Annotated in this window: 17 protein-coding genes; 8 read left to right on the forward strand and 9 right to left on the reverse strand. The window is 74.2% G+C overall.

The features are described from left to right. Positions 1 to 8: 8 nt before the first annotated feature. Positions 9 to 833, reverse strand: a complete 825-nt coding sequence (locus BX286_RS07895) for a type 1 glutamine amidotransferase domain-containing protein (protein ID WP_079424972.1) — start codon at positions 831 to 833, stop codon at positions 9 to 11. Positions 834 to 1107: 274 nt separating this feature from the next. On the opposite strand from BX286_RS07895, the gene BX286_RS07900 reads away from it, so the two are divergent. From BX286_RS07900 to BX286_RS07920, 6 genes are all read left to right on the forward strand, one after another. Next, positions 1108 to 1380, forward strand: coding sequence for a UBP-type zinc finger domain-containing protein (locus tag BX286_RS07900; RefSeq protein WP_079424974.1), 273 nt, complete (start codon positions 1108 to 1110; stop codon positions 1378 to 1380). A gap of 86 nt (positions 1381 to 1466) precedes the next feature. Next, positions 1467 to 3116 (forward strand): FAD-dependent oxidoreductase, encoded by a 1650-nt coding sequence (locus BX286_RS07905; protein WP_045946197.1) that lies wholly within the window; start codon positions 1467 to 1469, stop codon positions 3114 to 3116. Between the two features lie 61 nt (positions 3117 to 3177). Beyond that, positions 3178 to 3669, forward strand: a complete 492-nt coding sequence (locus BX286_RS07910; protein ID WP_079424978.1) for a hypothetical protein — start codon at positions 3178 to 3180, stop codon at positions 3667 to 3669. Positions 3670 to 3745: 76 nt separating this feature from the next. Next, entirely contained in the window at positions 3746 to 4075 is a 330-nt protein-coding gene (locus BX286_RS37835; protein WP_079424980.1) for a putative quinol monooxygenase, read from the forward strand. Beyond that, the gene (locus tag BX286_RS37840; protein WP_079424982.1) at positions 4072 to 4551 is read left to right on the forward strand and encodes a group II truncated hemoglobin; all 480 of its coding nucleotides are present in this window, start codon (positions 4072 to 4074) and stop codon (positions 4549 to 4551) included. The genes BX286_RS37835 and BX286_RS37840 overlap by 4 nt, the downstream gene beginning before the upstream one ends. A gap of 98 nt (positions 4552 to 4649) precedes the next feature. After that, positions 4650 to 5249 (forward strand): DUF4232 domain-containing protein, encoded by a 600-nt coding sequence (locus BX286_RS07920; protein ID WP_121014779.1) that lies wholly within the window; start codon positions 4650 to 4652, stop codon positions 5247 to 5249. Positions 5250 to 5270: 21 nt separating this feature from the next. Here the strand turns inward: BX286_RS07920 and BX286_RS07925 are convergent, their stop codons facing one another. The 5 genes from BX286_RS07925 to rpe form a co-directional block, all read right to left on the reverse strand. Next, positions 5271 to 5642, reverse strand: coding sequence for a barstar family protein (locus BX286_RS07925; protein WP_100865096.1), 372 nt, complete (start codon positions 5640 to 5642; stop codon positions 5271 to 5273). Then, a complete protein-coding gene (locus tag BX286_RS07930) occupies positions 5639 to 6073 on the reverse strand; it encodes a ribonuclease domain-containing protein (protein ID WP_079424988.1) in 435 nt (144 codons plus the stop codon). Before BX286_RS07930 ends, BX286_RS07925 begins: the two co-directional genes overlap by 4 nt. Before the next feature lie 50 nt (positions 6074 to 6123). Next, complete coding sequence (locus BX286_RS07935; RefSeq protein WP_079424990.1) at positions 6124 to 6345, reverse strand: hypothetical protein; 222 nt, start codon at positions 6343 to 6345, stop codon at positions 6124 to 6126. A gap of 79 nt (positions 6346 to 6424) precedes the next feature. Then, entirely contained in the window at positions 6425 to 7441 is a 1017-nt protein-coding gene (locus BX286_RS07940) for a sugar-binding transcriptional regulator (RefSeq protein WP_045946176.1), read from the reverse strand. Positions 7442 to 7579: 138 nt separating this feature from the next. After that, the gene (rpe, locus tag BX286_RS07945) at positions 7580 to 8266 is read right to left on the reverse strand and encodes a ribulose-phosphate 3-epimerase (protein WP_079424992.1); all 687 of its coding nucleotides are present in this window, start codon (positions 8264 to 8266) and stop codon (positions 7580 to 7582) included. 201 nt (positions 8267 to 8467) lie between these two features. Here rpe and BX286_RS07950 point away from each other — a divergent pair, with 201 nt between their 5' ends. Further along, positions 8468 to 9574, forward strand: a complete 1107-nt coding sequence (locus BX286_RS07950; protein ID WP_079424993.1) for an amidohydrolase family protein — start codon at positions 8468 to 8470, stop codon at positions 9572 to 9574. Between the two features lie 175 nt (positions 9575 to 9749). On the opposite strand, the gene BX286_RS07955 is transcribed toward BX286_RS07950, so the two are convergent. Then, a complete protein-coding gene (locus tag BX286_RS07955) occupies positions 9750 to 11216 on the reverse strand; it encodes an RsmB/NOP family class I SAM-dependent RNA methyltransferase (protein WP_079424995.1) in 1467 nt (488 codons plus the stop codon). 111 nt (positions 11217 to 11327) lie between these two features. Then, positions 11328 to 12272: a methionyl-tRNA formyltransferase gene (gene fmt / locus BX286_RS07960; protein ID WP_079424997.1), complete on the reverse strand. Its 945-nt coding sequence runs from the start codon at positions 12270 to 12272 to the stop codon at positions 11328 to 11330. Positions 12273 to 12521: 249 nt separating this feature from the next. Between fmt and BX286_RS07965 the strand changes: the two genes are divergently transcribed. After that, positions 12522 to 13046: a hypothetical protein gene (locus BX286_RS07965; RefSeq protein WP_079424999.1), complete on the forward strand. Its 525-nt coding sequence runs from the start codon at positions 12522 to 12524 to the stop codon at positions 13044 to 13046. Between the two features lie 201 nt (positions 13047 to 13247). Here BX286_RS07965 and BX286_RS07970 read toward each other — a convergent pair whose 3' ends face one another. Then, the gene (locus tag BX286_RS07970; protein ID WP_079425001.1) at positions 13248 to 15368 is read right to left on the reverse strand and encodes a primosomal protein N'; all 2121 of its coding nucleotides are present in this window, start codon (positions 15366 to 15368) and stop codon (positions 13248 to 13250) included. Positions 15369 to 15461: the final 93 nt, after the last annotated feature.

The following is a 15461-nucleotide window of genomic DNA, read 5'->3' on the forward strand; positions in this document are numbered from 1 at the left end:
TCATTCCCCTACCACCCGTAACGGGTGAGGCCGTTCTCCAGGACTTCCACGATCTTCTGCCCCGTGAGGTACGAGTCGGGGGTGGAGCGGCCGGTGACGAAGGGATAGTCGACTATCACGGACAGCGGGTGGCCGAAATTCCCGTGATAGGCGCCGCGCGGGCCGGTCGCGTCGCGCAGGATGTACTCCAGCGGGTACGGCGGCGGGCCCATGTTGAAGTCGGTGCCGAGGAATCCGGTGCCGTCCTTGTAGTCGTATTCCTTGCAGTGGCCCGTGACGTGCTTGCCCCAGATGATGCTCTTGCGGTCGCCCCAGTCGCGGGCGAAGGCCAGGCAGGCGACGCCGTAGCACTCGGCGGCCACGACCTTGCCGGCGTTCTTGAAGGCGAGGATCAGGGCGTGGACCCGCTCGTTGTTGGCGAGGTCGACGATGGGACCGCTGCCGCCGACGATCAGGATCGCGTCGTAGCCGGCGATGTCGGCCTCGAGCTTCTCCAGGTCCCGGTGGTACTGCTCCAGCTTGCGCAGGTAGGCCTCGTCGCTCGTGTACGGGCGTTCCGGCACCCATGCCTCGATGTCGAGGGGCGAGTCGAGGCGGCTCGACTGCTCGAACTCCCGGCCCAGCCGGGCGTTCTCCTCCGAGGTGACCGAGCGGCCGAGCGGAGGGTCGACGAAGCTGGGGTCGAGGCTCGGCGGAAGCGCGTGGGCGCGCTTTCCGGTCGGCGTGGCGAATGTGATCTCGTAGCCCTGCTCGTCGAACTTCGAAACGGGACCGATCAGTTCCTCGGACCAGTAACCGTGTTCGGAGACAATGACCAGAATCTTTCTGCTCACGGATTCCTCCAGGCGCGGCCTGTTGTGTTTGCGTCCACCACACTGCGTGCGGCCGGAGCCCGCGTCAAAGGGCGGGAATGCGACTTCGTGAGGTAGCGGGCAAGGTGGTGGCGGCACCTCACCTAGTAGTCCGGCGAGGTCAGGAAGTACGCGCCGGACTTCCTGACCTCGGCCGGATCGCTGAACCATTTCAAGATCCCCGTTTTATGGTCTGGACGCCCCGTGATGGGCGGGCGCGCCGGGTCAGGAGTGCGTGAGGAGAGGGACGGGGACGATGACGAAGGACCTGTTGTGCACACACGTCGACCAGATACGTCCGGTGAAGCCATCCGCGGACGGCTGTGAGGAGTGCCTGCGCCTGGGGGACGTCTGGGTGCACCTGCGGATGTGCCTGAGCTGCGGGCACGTCGGATGCTGCGACTCCTCGAAGAACCGCCACGCCACCAGGCACTACAGGGCGACGGCCCACCCGATCGCGGCCTCGCACGAGCCCGGTGAGGACTGGGCCTGGTGCTACGCCGACCAGCTGATGCTGGAGCCGGCGTGAACGCCGCCCAGGGGAGCCCCGCCTCCCCCGCGACCCCGGCCGCGAGCACGGCCGCGTCCCCGGAGCGGGCCGAGAGCCGCAAGCCCGTGATCCTGGCGGTGGACGACGACCCGCAGGTGCTGAGGGCGGTCCGCCGCGACCTGCGCAGCGCCTACGGCGACCGCTACCGGGTGCTGGGCGCCTCCTCGGCCGCCGACGCCCTGAAGATCCTCGACTCCCTCGACGAGCGCGGCCACGACCCCGCGCTGTTCCTCGTCGACCAGCGGATGCCCGACGTCACCGGGGTGGAGTTCCTGCTGGAGGCGGTCAGCCGCTTCCCGGACGCGCGCCGGGTGCTGCTGACGGCGTACGCGGAGACGGACGCGGCCATCACCGCCATCAACCGGGTCCGGCTGGACTACTACCTGCTCAAGCCCTGGGACCCGCCGCACGAGCGGCTCTTCCCGGTCCTGGACGACCTGCTGTCGGACTGGCTGGCCACCTACCGGCCGGCCTACGACGGGATCATCGTCGCGGGCCACCTGGTCTCCCCCGGCACCCACGCCGTCCGGGACTTCTTCACCCGCAACGGGCAGCCGTTCCGCTTCCTGAACGTGGAGCGGGACCCCGAGGCGCTGACGGTCATCGCCGACGCCCAGGCGGGGGCGGCGCTGCCGCTGGTGCGCTTCCCGGACGGCTCGGTGCTCGCCGCGCCGACCGACGCCGAACTCGCCCGGCACCTGGGCCTGTCCACCACCGCCTCCCGCCCGCACTACGAGTGCGTGATCGTCGGCGCCGGCCCGGCGGGCCTGGCCGCCGGGGTGTACGCGGCGTCCGAGGGGCTGTCCACGCTGATGCTGGACTCCCGCGCCCCGGGCGGGCAGGCCGGCACCTCCAGCCTGATCGAGAACTACCTCGGCTTCCCCTCGGGCCTCTCCGGCGGGGACCTGACCCGCCGGGCCACCATCCAGGCCTCCCGCTTCGGCGCCGAGATCCTGCACCCGGTGGAGGTGGTCTCCCTCACCCGGGACGACCCGGCGAAGATCCTGACCCTGGCGGACGGCACGGAGATCAGCGCGGAGACGGTGCTGCTGGCGACCGGGGTCTCCTACAACCGCCTGGAGGCCCCCGGCGCGGACCGCTTCGAGGGCGCGGGCCTGTACTACGGGGCGGCGACCACGGAGAGCTCGGCCTGCATCTCCCAGCACGTGTTCATCGTGGGCGGCGCCAACTCGGCCGGGCAGGCGGCGGTGCACTTCGCCAAGTACGCGGCCCGGGTGACCATCCTGGTCCGTGCGGCCTCCCTGGACGCGAGCATGTCCCGCTACCTGATCGACGAGATCGAGCGCACCCCGAACATCGAGGTGAAGGTCCGCACGACCGTCACCGCCCTGGACGGCGGGGAGCACCTGGAGCGGATCACCCTGCACGACGCGGACACCGGCGAGGACCGGGAGGTCCCGGCCCGGTTCATGTTCACGTTCATCGGCGCCCGCCCGCACACCGACTGGCTGTCCGGCGTGGTCGAACGCGACGAGTACGGCTTCGTCCTCACCGGCTCCGACCTGATCGCCAACGGCGGGGAGCTGCCGGCGGAGTGGAGCCTGGAGCGCGCCCCCTACCCGCTGGAGACCAGCGTCCCCGGGGTCTTCGCGGCGGGCGACGTACGGGCCCACTCGGTCAAGCGGGTCGCCTCGGGCGTGGGCGAGGGGGCCATGGCCGTCTCGCTGATCCACCGCTACCGCTCGATGGGCTGAAGCCGAGGGCGAACACCCGGACCCTTGCGATCACGAGGAGAGCGGATGCAACGTTGATTACATGATTACAGCCGAACAGAGCGAGAAGCTCCGCGCGTGGTTCGCCGAGCGCCTGCCGGTGGACGTCTACGAGTCCCTCGTCTCGGTCACCGTCGACCGGGAGGAGATCACCGTCATCGGCACCGTCCCGGCGTCCGAGTCGGTCAAGGAGTTCCGCGAGCGCACGCGCGAGCAGCGCATGGAGGTGGCCCGCGAGGCCGAGGAGCTCTACCGCCGCAAGGTCGCCTGGGGCGTGGAGGCGGGTGGGGAGACCGTCCTCTTCACCCACCTCGCGGTCCCCGTCATGACCCGGCTGCGCCAGTCCGAGCGCCAGGTGCTCGACACCCTGGTCGCCGCCGGGGTGGCGCGCAGCCGGGCGGACGCGCTGGCCTGGTGCGTCCGCCTCGTCGGGGAGAACACCGACGCATGGCTCCGGGAGCTGCGCGAGTCCCTGGACAAGGTCCGCCAGGTCCGCGCGCAGGGCCCCGACATCCAGAAGTCTCAGCCGGAGTGACGGAAATCCCCACCGGGCACTGATGATCCCGGAAAGTATCCGGGACGACCTGATCCCAGGGAGAGGCACGCACACCATGACCACCACCGTCGAGTACATCCGCTACCGGATCGCCTCGCAGGACCAGCAGGCGTTCGAGGAGGCGTACTCCCGCGCGGCCGAGGCCCTGGCGGCCTCGCCCGAGTGCATCGACTACGAGCTGGCGCACAACACCGAGGACACCGAGCGGTACATCCTGCGGATCCGCTGGACCTCGGTCGACGCCCACCTCAACGGCTTCCGCAAGGGCGAGCACTTCCCGGCGTTCTTCCAGGCGATCCGCCCGTACGTGACGAACATCGAGGAGATGCAGCACTACACCGTCACCGACGTGGCCGGCCCGGGGAAGGCCGCCGGTCAGTCATGAGCACCACGCCCACGATCTACGAGTGGATGGGCGGCGCGGAGGCCATGCGCCGCCTCACCGACGTCTTCTACGGTCATGCCCTGCAAGACGAGATCCTGGCCCCGGTCTTCGCGGGCATGGACGCGGAGCACCCGCAACACGTCGCGGTCTGGCTGTCGGAGGTCTTCGGCGGCCCGGCCGACTACTCGGCACACCACGGCGGCCACATGCACATGGCCACCAAGCACCTGGGGCGCGGCATCACGGAGCAGCAGCGCCGCCGCTGGGTGGACCTGCTGCTGGACACGGCCGACGAGGTCGGCCTCCCGACGGACCCCGAGTTCCGGGCGGTGTTCGTCTACTACATCGAGTGGGGCACCCGGATGGCCCTGATCTACTCCGGCCCCAACCCGCCGCCGGTGGACGCCGCCAAGGTCCCGGTCTGGTCCTGGGGCCAGACCCCGCCGTGGATCCCGAAGTCCGCACCGGCGGAGTGACACCCCGGCCGGGGGCCGGCCCGCGCCGGCCCCCGACCGGAGGGTCCACGTCCATTTGGGCGTAACGGCAACGTCCCGCCCCGAATCGGCAACGGTCCGTGGAGCAGCCGTGCCCGCCGGGGTTCGCCAGCACCACCCCGGCCGTTTCCGCCGCCACGCCCGCCACGCCCGGCGCGTCCGGCGTCGCCGCGCCCTCGGCCGCCCCGGGGAGCGGGGGCACGGCCGCCCCGTCGAAGGGCCCTGACGGCGGCACCACCTGCAACGACAACGACCTCTCGATCGGCCTCTCGCTCTGGCGCCAGGACTCCGGGCAGAACGTCCTCGTCACGGCCACCAACGTCAGCGGCAAGCCCTGCACCCTCTACCACTACCCGTACGTCGGGTTCGGGGCCACCATCAAGGGCCCGCTCGGCCCCTACGGCACGCCGCCGCGGGCGATCGCCACGATCGCACCCGGACAGGAGGCGTACGCGGGGGTCTACCTCTTCCGCGGGGGCGAGGCGACGACCGCCGTGGACTCGCTGTCCCTCGGCTACCAGGACCGGACCCCGGGCAGCAACAGGGACGTGGGCCGGCTCGACCTCCCGCTGGCGGCGCGGACCGGCACCCTCAACGCCGGGCACGCCGCCAAGGTCACCTACTGGAACCTCGGCCTGCGCGCGGTGGAGGACCAGCTGTTCCGCCCGGGCACGAGCTGACCGGCGCCGGGCCGGCGCCCGTCAGGCCGCCGGCCCGGCCAGCAGCACCGTCAGCGCGGGCGCCCCGTCCTGCTCCCGCCAGAAGTCGACGGCCTCCTCCAGGATCTCCCCCAGGGTGGCCCAGTCCTCGGCCCGCTCCGCGGCGTACCCGCGCCAGGAGGTCACCGCCAGCAGCCGGCCCGGCGCGTCCGGCAGCCAGGACAGGTCGATCAGCGCGTCGGCGAGGGCGTCCCAGTTGCCGCCGAACCACTGCGGCACCTCGAGCGCCGCCGCGCAGCGCCGCATCAGGGCGGCCTTGCTGCGCACGCCGTCCAGGTCCAGCCGTACGGTCGTCCAGCCGGCCGCCTCGGCGGCGGCCAGGGCGGGGGCGAGCGGCTGCGGGGCGAGGGTCATCGCAGAACCGCCTTGAAGGTCTCGTAGTGGTCGTCCGTGTAGTAGAACTCCCCGCCCTCGCCCGTGACGATCCGGCGGGCCCCCCGGTCGCGCTCCCCCGGGGTCTTGACCGTGTACTCGTGGTAGTAGCCGCGCTTCTGCTTCGGCAGGACCTTCTCGAAGTTCCCGAAGACCGCGCCGTCCTGCCGGTAGGCGTACGGGCCGCCCTTGTCGATGAGCGCCAGCACCTCGCGCGCCTGCGGCGGCAGCGCGTCGGCCCGTACGGTGGCCATCCCCTTGGCCCACGCGGGCGCGGTGGCGCCGGTCCTGGGCGACGGCGGTGCGGCGGGGGCGGGCCCACCGCCGCAGCCCCCGGCGCCCACGAGCGCCACGCAGAGGAACAGGGCCCCCAGCGCGCGCGACAGCGACCGGGGCACGCTCCGAAAGATCATGCCTCGATCGTGCCAAATATCCGATATTTACGCGAACGGCGATGCGTGGCTCACAGCACCACCATCCTGGAGTACGGGCTCAGGACACGTCTGCGGACCGAGCCGAAGTCGACGAGTACCGCTACACCCTCTTCGACACCGACGACCCGGCCGAGGCCGTGCTCATCGTGGTTCACCCGGTCGCCCACGCCGAACTCCCTTACGGGCGGCTCCACGAGGGCTTTGAAGGGACTGGACGGCAAGTGGCGGCGGGACGCCGCGGGCCTGGTCATTGAAGCCAGTATGCGTGCAGGAGCCGCATTCCGACCCCGGCTCCGGGTATCGATTGCGACACCCTCCGCCCAACGCGGCCTACAGCTCGTCCGGATCGGCCCGCTCCAGCGCCGGCCGCAGCCCCGGGGCGGACTCGGTCAGCAGGTAGTCCGCCACCGCCGTGTCCGTCACCAGGCTGGTCACGAGGCCCGAGCGGAGCACCGCCCCGATCGCGGCGGCCTTGCGCAGCCCGCCCGCGATCGCCACGACCTCCGGGATCCGGCGCAGCCGGTCGGCCTCGACCGTGATGCACCGCTCGCCGAGGTCGCGGCCGACCCTGCGGCCCTCCGCGTCGAACAGGTGGGCCGACATCTCGGCCGCCACGCCCAGGGAGGCGTAGTGCGCCCGCTCCTCGTCCGTGAGCATGTCGTGCACGGTCGAGATCCCCGGCTCCCAGGAGCCGATGGACACGGCCGCCACGGTGACCTTGTCGAAGTACTCGAAGGCCCGCGCGATGCCCGTCTGGTTGCGCAGCGCCGCCGCCGTCGCCGGGTCGGGCAGCAGCATCGGGGCGTAGATCGGGTGCGCGTCGCCGCCGGAGACCTGTGCGGCGCGCCGTACGGCCTCCACGGACCCGCGCTCGGCCGTCCCCGCGTCGTACACGCCGGTCAGCTGGACGACCGTGCACGGCGGCAGACGGTGCAGGGAGGCGGCCATGTGGATGGTCGACCGCCCCCAGGCCAGCCCGAGGACGTCGCCCTCGTTGACCAGCTCGCCCAGCAGGTCGGCCGCGACCGCCCCGAGGTTCTCCGGATCGGGCGCGTCCTCGCTCGCGTCGGCCGGGGACTCGACCACGACGGCGTGCCGCAGCCCGTACCGGGCGCGGAGCGCGTCGGAGCGCTCCGCGTCCAGTTCCGCCGGTACCCGGATCTCGATGCGCACGAGGTCGCGTTCGAGGGCGGTCTCCAGGACCCGGGCCACCTTGAAGCGGCTCACGCCGAACTCCTCGGCGATCTGGATCTTGGACTTGCCCTCCAGGTAGAAGCGGCGTGCCATGGCCGCCGCCTGCACCAGCTCCGCGGGTCCCATCCGCAGGGCTGACCGTCCCGCCGACATTGCAGACACCGCGCTCTCCTCACTGCTGTTCACACTGTCGTGTTCACACTCTCGACTCGCCGTTCATCCTGTCAGATCCAACGGCCATTGATCAGCCTGGACGACATCCGTTCACCGAGCCGTTCACCAACGATCGGTTCAGTGGTCGCAGGCCCAGGGGGCGGCGGCGATCGCCGCACCCGCCTGGTCACGCAGAGTCCGCACCGCGGCGGCCGGATCGACCGCCCCGTAGACCGCGCTGCCCGCCACGAACACGTCGGCGCCGGCCTCGGCGACCCGCTCGATGGTGGTGGCCGAGACCCCGCCGTCGACCTGGAGCCACAGGTCCAGTCCGTGCTTGGCGATGAGCTCCCGGGTCCGGCGGACCTTGGGCAGCATGATGTCGAGGAAGGACTGGCCGCCGAAGCCGGGCTCGACGGTCATGATCAGCACCATGTCGAGCTCGGGGAGGATGTCCTCGTACTGCTCGATCGGGGTGCCGGGCTTGAGGGCCATCGCCGCCCGGGCGCCCTGGGCGCGGATCTCGCGCGCGAGGCGCACCGGGGCCGCGGCGGCCTCGGCGTGGAAGGTCACCGAGCCGGCGCCGGCCTCCACGTACTGCGGCGCCCAGCGGTCGGGGTCCTCGATCATCAGGTGCAGGTCGAGCGGGATGTCCGTGGCACGGCTCAGGGACTCCACGACCGGTACGCCGAGCGTGAGGTTCGGGACGAAGTGGTTGTCCATGACGTCGACGTGCAGCCAGTCGGCCCCCTCGACGGCCCTGGCCTCCTCGGCGAGGCGGGCGAAGTCGGCGGACAGGATGCTGGGATTGATCTGAACGGCCATGCCCCAAGCCTGCCATGCCCCCGGCCACTTCAGGCCACGGCCCCGGAACTCGCGGTTTCCGTAGCACCGCTTAAGTGATCCACTCGCCGATTCCGCCTGACCCTTCAGTGTCGAGTGTGACCACGACGACACGTCCCCTGGCCCTGATCCGGTCCCTCGTGTCCCCCGCCCACAGCCGGCGGTCCGCGGAAGAATGACCGCGTGAAGACGGCTCTGACGAACGCCCGGGTCTTCGACGGCCGACGGCTCCTCGGCCCCGCCACGGTCGTCATCGACGGCGGGGTGATCGCCGCCGGCCCCGACGGGGCACGGGAGGTCGACGCCGGGGGCGCCGTCCTCCTCCCCGGGCTGATCGACTCGCACGTGCACCTGCACGGCCCCGAGAACCTGCGGCAGCTGCGCGACCACGGCGTCACCACCGCCCTCGACATGGCCACCTGGCCCCCGGCCCTGGTCGACTCCCTGCGCGCCGCACCGGGACTCACCGACATCCGCAGCCCCGGCACCCTCGCCATCGCGGCGGGCGGCCTGCACTCCCGGATGCCCGGGGTGCCGGCGGACAGCGTCGTCACCGGCCCCGCGGACGCGGAGCGCTTCGTGGCGGCCCGGGTGGCCGAGGGCGCGGACTACATCAAGATCGTGGCGGAGCGGCCCGGCCCCGGGGCCCTGGACCAGGCCACCCTCGACGCCCTGGTCACCGCCGCGCACGCGCACGGCCGGCTCGTCGTCGCCCACACCGCCGCCTCCGAGGCCTACGCCATGGCGCAGCGGGCCGGCGCCGACGTGCTCACCCACGTCCCGGCGGACCGCCCCCTCGACGCGGCGGCGACGGCCCGGATGCACGCCGCCGGACGGGCCGCCGTACCGACCCTGACCATGATGGAGGGCCTCGCCGCGGCGGGACTGCCGGGCCTGGAGCACTACGACCGGGCCCGCGCGAGCACGGCCGCCCTGCACCGGGCGGGCGTCCGCGTCCTCGCCGGCACCGACTCCAACGCCACCCCGGGCGTCCCCTTCACCCCGCCCCACGGCAGCAGCCTCCACCACGAACTGGAACTCCTCGTGGACGCCGGCCTGTCCCCCCTGGACGCCCTGCGCGCCGCCACGGTCCTCCCGGCCCGCCACTTCGGCCTCACCGACCGCGGCACCATCCGCCCCGGCCACCGCGCCGACCTCCTCCTGATCGACGGCGACCCCCTCACCGACATCCGCGCCACCCGCCGCATCCTCCGCGTCTGGTGCGCGGGCGTCGAGCGGCCCGCCGACGACGACGGCCCACAGCCGGAGCGCCCCGCACCGTTCGGATGAGGGGCAACGGCACGTCATCCGCCGACGGGCGCCCGCCCCTCGGAGGGGGTCGTCACCGCAACGCGCACCGCACCGGTGGCAGAAGCCGCCACCTGTGCGACCGTGTGCTCTCCCGGGTAGCCGGCGACGACCGCCTCTCACCGCCGAGGCGGGAGGCCGGCGGCGGAAGGTGCCGCTACGCCGTGCGGCGGAGGAGGGCCAGGTACATGGCGTCCGTGCCGTGGAGGTGCGGCCACAGCTGGACGTCCGGGCCGTCGCCGAGGGCCGGGACGCCCTCCATGTACGGGCGGGCGTCGATCAGCTCGGCCGCCACCGGGACGTTGCCCGCGCCGCGGCCCTTGAGGACGTCCTCCACCACGACCCGGGTCTCCGCCAGGTGCGGGGAGCAGGTGGCGTAGCCCACGACGCCGCCGACCCGCACCGCGGACAGGGCCTCGCGCAGCAGGGCGCGCTGGAGCGGTGCGAAGCCCTCCAGGTCCTGCGGGCGGCGCCGCCAGCGGGCCTCGGGGCGGCGGCGCAGCGCGCCCAGGCCGGAGCAGGGCACGTCCATCAGCACCCGGTCGAAGGAGCCCGGGCGCCACGGCGGGCGGGTGCCGTCGGCGGCGATGACCTGGTACGGGCCCGGGTTGCCGGCCAGCGACCGCTCCACGAGGCGCGCCCGGTGCGGCTGCTTCTCGGAGGCCAGCAGGAACGCCCCCCGCTGCGCGGCCAGCGCGCCCAGCAGGGACGCCTTGCCGCCCGGGCCCGCGCAGCCGTCCAGCCAGCGCTCGTCGCGGCCCTCGACCGGAGCCGCCGCCAGGGCCATGGCCACCAGCTGGCTGCCCTCGTCCTGCACGCCGGCGCGGCCCTCGCGGACCGCCTCCAGCGCGCCGGGCTCACCGCCCTCGGCCATCCGCACGGCGTACGGGGACCAGCGGCCCGGCAGCGCCGACTCCTCGCCGAGCGCCTCCACCAGCTCCTCGGGCGTGGACCGGCCCGGCCGGGCCACCAGGGTGACCTCGGGCCGCTCGTTGTCCGCCTCCAGGAGGTCCTCGATGCCGGCGCGGCCGCCGCCCAGGGCGTCCCACAGGGCGCTGACCACCCAGCGGGGGTGGGAGTGGTAGACCGCGAGGTGCTCCTCGGCGTCCTCCTCGTACGGCGGCGCGACCCGCTCCAGCCAGCCGTCCAGGTCATGGGCGGCGATCTTGCGCAGGACGGCGTTCACGAACTTGGCCCGGCCGTCGCCGAGCACCACCCGGGCCAGCTCCACGCTCGCGGAGACGGCGGCGTGCGTGGGGATGCGGGTGCCCAGCAGCTGGTGGGCGCCGAGCGACAGCACGTCCAGCACCGGCGGGTCCACCTCGCGCAGCGGCCGGTCGACGCAGGCGGCGATGACCGCGTCGTAGGTGCCCTGGCGGCGCAGGGTCCCGTAGACCAGCTCCGTGGCCAGGGCGGCGTCGCGCGCCTGGAACTTCTCGTCCTGGCGGGCCTTCTTCAGCAGCGGGGGCAGGACGAGGTTGGCGTACGCGTCGCGCTCGTCCACCGCCCGCAGCGCCTCGAAGGCCAGCATCCGGACGGGGTCCTTCTGGGGCCGGCGGTAGGGCTTGGCCGGCCGGCCGCCCTGGCCGGGGCTGCGACGGGGCTGGGGGGACTTTTCGCTCACGTGGAAGGTGCTCCGGAGGTACGAGGTGCTTCGGGGTGCTGCGGTGTCGCGGGGTACCGCGGTGTCACGGGGTGTCGCGCCCGCCCCCGCCGGGGGCGGGCGCGGATGGAATCAGCCTACGTCGGTCCCGCCCAGGCGCTCGCCGGGAGCGATGCGCACCCCGCGGGCCCAGTCGGCGCCCTTCATCGGCTTCTTGCCCTGCGGCTGCACCCAGAGCAGCTCGACGGCGTGCGAGCCGGTGCCGACGTACACGTTGTTCTTGGCGGGGGCCAGGACGCCGGGCGCCAGGTCCGTGCGGTCGGGGACCAGCCCGACGGAGACCAGCTTGAGGCGCTCGCCGCGGAAGACCGTCCAGGCGCCCGGCGCCGGGGTGCAGCCGCGCACGACCCGGTCGGCGCGCAGCGCGGGGGCGTTCCAGTCGACGCGGGCGTCCTCGACGGTGATCTTCGGCGCGAGGGAGACCCCCTCGGCGGGCTGCTCGACGGCGCGCAGGGAGCCGTCCTCGATGCCGTCCATGGTCGCGGTCAGCAGCCCGGCGCCGGCGAAGGCGAGGCGGGTCAGCAGGTCGCCGCTGGTGTCGGTCGGGCGGATGTCCTCGGTGAGGACCCCGAAGACCGGGCCGGTGTCGAGCCCCTCCTCGATCCGGAAGGTGGAGGCCCCGGTGACCTGGTCGCCGGCCATGATCGCCTGCTGGACGGGGGCGGCACCGCGCCAGGCGGGCAGCAGCGAGAAGTGCAGGTTGACCCAGCCGTGGACGGGGATGTCCAGGGCGCTCTTGGGGATCAGGGCGCCGTAGGCGACGACGGGGCAGCAGTCCGGGGCGATCTCGCGGAGCCGCTCCTGGAACTCCGGGTCGCGCGGGCGGACCGGCTTGAGGACCTCGATGCCCGCCTCCTCGGCCCGCTCGGCCACCGGGCTGGCGACCAGCCGCCGGCCGCGGCCGGCCGGTGCGTCGGGCCGGGTGACGACGGCCGCGACCTCGTGCCGCCCGGAGGCGATCAGGGCGTCCAGGGCGGGCACGGCGACCTCGGGGGTGCCTGCGAAGACGAGCTTCACTGGGGTCCTACCTCGCTATCTCGGCGTCAGCAGCGGTCCAGTCTAGGGGGCGTGGTCCCCCGGGCCCACCTGCGGGATCGGGGGCGTACGCACACACACGCGCCTCTCGCATATGCCGACACGCCCCCAAGGCGTGACCTGGGCGCACGTTGGCGCGTTGGTCAAGAGAGATTGACCGAAACGGGCCGCGATTCTGAACGGTGTCTGCGGCCCGATCCGCTCTTCAGCACCGGTTCGAGAGGCTTCTCCATGGCCGACCACGCCACCCATGACGCCCAAGCGCGGGCCAGTCTGCACCTCCTGGTGCGGGACATCGAGCGGGTTCGCCGGCAGGTGGACGCACTGCGTACGCTCACCGCCCAGCTCGGCAACGTGTACCGCCCGCGCCGCTCCGGGCCCTCCACGGGCTTCGTCGTCTACGGCAGGGCGCCCGCACCCACCGTCCGCCTCGCACAGGAGCTGCGGGACAGCGTCGAGACGCTCGTCACCGCTGCGGTGGACTTCGACCGTTCCCTGGGCTTCTCCTGGGACGCGGTCGGGTCGGCGCTCGGCGTCACCAAGCAGGCCGTGCACCGCCGGTACGGGGCGCGGCGGGCGCAGGCCGCGGAGGCGGCGGAGCCGCCGGCCGAGGGCACCACGACGCGGACGCTGGGCCCGCTGCCGACCATTCCGGCGGCCCGCTCCGTGCCGCCGCAGCCGGTCCGCGAGGACAGCCAGGCCGCTGCGGCTCCGGCTCCCCGTCAGTCGGCCTTCCCCGGGCCCCGCAACGGCTGACCCCGCCCCGCCGCCGGGACGCCGACCCCCGACGGCCCCCCGGCCCCGCAGAGGCCGCCCGCTCGTAAGGCGGCCCTGTGGGGCCGCCCCCTGCCCGCCCTTCGCCCGTTCCTCCCCGGCTACCGCTGAAGGAGGAACGGGGGAAGGGCGGGGCGGGAAGACGGCTCCTCGCAGCGGTACCACCCGCACCCGCGGGCGGCCTCAGCCGATGTCCGGCGGATCGATCCGCACCCGGACCGCGTCGGCGACCGGCACCCCGCGCGCCATCCGCGCAGCCTGGGCCGACTTCAACGCCGCCGCCAACGCCGCCCCGCTCCCCGGCGGGACCCGCACCAGCGCCCGCTCCCCCGGCGAGGCCTCCCCCCGCCGCCCGGGCAGCGGTACCGGCCCCAGCACCTCCGCATCCGCCGGCAGGTCCGCGGCCGCGAGGAAGGCCTCCACCGCCTCCCCCCGCCCCGCCACCGCCGCCATCCGCGACACCGGCGGGAACCCCAGCTGCGCCCGCTCCGCGAGCTCCCGCACCGCATGCCCCACGGGATCCCACCGCACCAGCGCCTGGACCGGCCGCAGCGTCGGCTCGGCGACGACCACGACCTGGCCGTCCGCCCGGACCAGCGAGGCGGCGGCGATCCAGCGCCGCAGCGCGTCCTCCCCGGCCCGCAGGTCGGGCCGGGTCAGCATCGCCCAGCCGTCCAGCAGCAGCGCCGCCGCGTAACCGGCGCCCGCCGCGACCGGCTCGGCGCCGGGGGTGGAGACCACCAGCGCCGGGCGGTCCGGCACCTCGTCCAGGACGTGGTCGCGCCCCGAGGTCCGTACCGGCACGGCCGGGAAGGCCCGGCCCAGCTCCTCCGCGGTCCGCCGCGCGCCCACCACCTGGGCCCGCAGCCGGAACGATCCGCACTCCTCGCAGTGCCAGGCCGGCTCGCCCCGCCCGCACCAGCCGCAGTGCAGGTCCCGCTCGTCGGGGGCCTCCAGCGGCCCGGCGCACACGGTGCAGCGGGCCGGGGTGCGGCAGCGCTCGCACGCCAGCCGGGGCACGTACCCGCGCCGGGGCACCTGGACCAGCACGGGCCCGCTCTTCAGGCCTTCCCGGACGGTCTCCCAGGCCAGGCTCGGCAACCGGGCCGCCCGGGCGGCCCCGTCGCGGGCCAGCAGTTCGTCGCCGACGGTACGGATGCGGGGGGCGGCGGCACGCACCGTCTCCCGGTCGGCGGTCAGCGGACGGGCCCAGCCGGACTCGACCAGCTGGGCGGCCTCGACGGTGCAGCTGGTGCTCCCGACGAGGAAGGCGCAGCCGTCGGTGACCGCGCGCAGCTCCAGGACCTCGCGGACGTGCGGGAAGGGGGCGTGGTCGTCGCCGTGGCTGGAGTCGCCGTCGTCCCAGACCGCGACCAGCCCGAGGTCCCGGACGGGCGCGAACATCGCCGCCCGGGTGCCGACCACGGCCCGGACCGAGCCCCGGTTGACCGCGAGCCACTCCCGGTAGCGCTTCTCCGGCCCGGAGTCGGCGGTCAGCAGCGCGTGCCGCCCCTGGCCCAGCAGGGCGGTCAGGGCGGCGTCGACCCGGGCGGCCGTCCGCCCGTCGGGGACCACGGCCAGGGCGCCGCGGCCGGAGGCGAGGGTGGCCGCCATGGCACGGGCCAGCTCGTCGGCCCAGCCGGGGCCGGGCAGGGCGGTCCACACCGCGCGGGGGGTACCGCCGCCGGCCAGGGCGCGCAGGAAGGCGGGCCCGGCGCCGTACCGGGTCCAGCCGCCGGGTTCGGGCGGGGCGGGCGGGGGCAGCGGGTCCGGGGAGGGCTTGGCCTCGGCGCGGGCGTTGCGCGGGGGCAGGGCCAGTTGGAGGACGTCGGCCAGGCTGCCCGCGTACCGGTCGGCGACGGCCCGGGCCAGGGCCAGCATGCGGGGGCCGAGGACCACCTCGGGCGAGACGACCTGGGCGAGGGCGGCCAGCGCCCCCTCGTAGTCCGACTCGGCGCGCCGCTCGACGATGAAGCCGTCGATGAGCCCGCCGCCCTCACGGCGGCCGCCGTGCACCCGGTGGGCGCCGGCGCCGAAGCGGACGCGGACGCGGACGCCGGGGCGGGCGGCCTCGGAGAGCTCGGCGGGGACGGCGTAGTCGAAGAGCCGGTCGAGGTGGAGGACGCCCTTGTTCACGAGGACGCGCGCCACCGGCAGCTCCTCGGCGAGCGCGGCCCCGCGCCAGGTGCGCGGCTTGGCCTTGGGCGCCTTGGCCTTCGCCTCGGCGACCATCTCCCGGATGAGCGCGAGCTGCTGCGGCGGGCCGCCGGGGCCGTCTGCGTCGGGTGCGTTCTCGCTGCTCACAGCAGCATTCTTACCAAAGGGCACCGACAGTCGGAGCCCTCCCGAGGTCTCGGCGGGCGGCGGCGGTACCGCGGTCCTTCAACACCGGGCTCG

The organism is Streptomyces sp. 3211.6, assembly GCF_003634815.1.
Lineage (GTDB): Bacteria > Actinomycetota > Actinomycetes > Streptomycetales > Streptomycetaceae > Streptomyces > Streptomyces katrae_A.

Bases quoted from the DNA above. Each gene is read 5' to 3' on its own strand.
- BX286_RS07900 (WP_079424974.1), top strand. From the start codon at position 1,108: ATGACGAAGGACCTGTTGTGCACACACGTCGACCAGATACGTCCGGTG.
- BX286_RS07910 (WP_079424978.1), top strand. From the start codon at position 3,178: ATGATTACAGCCGAACAGAGCGAGAAGCTCCGCGCGTGGTTCGCCGAG.
- BX286_RS37835 (WP_079424980.1), top strand. From the start codon at position 3,746: ATGACCACCACCGTCGAGTACATCCGCTACCGGATCGCCTCGCAGGAC.
- BX286_RS37840 (WP_079424982.1), top strand. From the start codon at position 4,072: ATGAGCACCACGCCCACGATCTACGAGTGGATGGGCGGCGCGGAGGCC.
- BX286_RS07925 (WP_100865096.1), bottom strand. From the start codon at position 5,642: ATGACCCTCGCCCCGCAGCCGCTCGCCCCCGCCCTGGCCGCCGCCGAG.
- BX286_RS07930 (WP_079424988.1), bottom strand. From the start codon at position 6,073: ATGATCTTTCGGAGCGTGCCCCGGTCGCTGTCGCGCGCGCTGGGGGCC.
- BX286_RS07935 (WP_079424990.1), bottom strand. From the start codon at position 6,345: ATGACCAGGCCCGCGGCGTCCCGCCGCCACTTGCCGTCCAGTCCCTTC.
- BX286_RS07940 (WP_045946176.1), bottom strand. From the start codon at position 7,441: ATGTCGGCGGGACGGTCAGCCCTGCGGATGGGACCCGCGGAGCTGGTG.
- rpe (WP_079424992.1), bottom strand. From the start codon at position 8,266: ATGGCCGTTCAGATCAATCCCAGCATCCTGTCCGCCGACTTCGCCCGC.
- BX286_RS07965 (WP_079424999.1), top strand. From the start codon at position 12,522: ATGGCCGACCACGCCACCCATGACGCCCAAGCGCGGGCCAGTCTGCAC.